Genomic DNA, 606 nt, shown 5'->3' on the forward strand with positions numbered 1-606 from the left:
TGGCAAATGTGGATAAGTCCTCGACCGATTAGTATTCGTCAGCTCCATGCATTACTGCACTTCCACACCGAACCTATCAACCTTATCGTCTATAAGGGGTCTTACTAGCTTGCGCTATGGGAAGTCTCATCTTGAAGGGGGCTTCACGCTTAGATGCTTTCAGCGCTTATCCCGTCCGCACATAGCTACCCAGCTGTGCCACTGGCGTGACAACTGGTGCACCAGCGGTGCGTCCATCCCGGTCCTCTCGTACTAAGGACAGCTCTCCTCAAACTTCCTGCGCCCGCGACAGATAGGGACCGAACTGTCTCACGACGTTCTGAACCCAGCTCGCGTACCGCTTTAATGGGCGAACAGCCCAACCCTTGGGACCTACTTCAGCCCCAGGATGCGATGAGCCGACATCGAGGTGCCAAACCTCCCCGTCGATGTGGACTCTTGGGGGAGATAAGCCTGTTATCCCCAGGGTAGCTTTTATCCGTTGAGCGATGGCCCTTCCATGCGGAACCACCGGATCACTAAGCCCGACTTTCGTCCCTGCTCGACTTGTAGGTCTCGCAGTCAAGCTCCCTTGTGCCTTTACACTCTACGAATGATTTCCGACCA

At 55.0% G+C, this 606-nt stretch carries 1 rRNA gene; it reads right to left on the bottom strand.

From position 1 onward, the window contains the following. Nucleotides 1-8 precede the first annotated feature (8 nt). Nucleotides 9-606 (bottom strand): 23S ribosomal RNA (locus LM917_RS24285); the annotation flags it as partial.

The sequence above is a fragment of the Brevibacillus daliensis genome (genome assembly GCF_021245735.1).
GTDB classification, from domain to species: domain Bacteria; phylum Bacillota; class Bacilli; order Brevibacillales; family Brevibacillaceae; genus Brevibacillus_B; species Brevibacillus_B daliensis.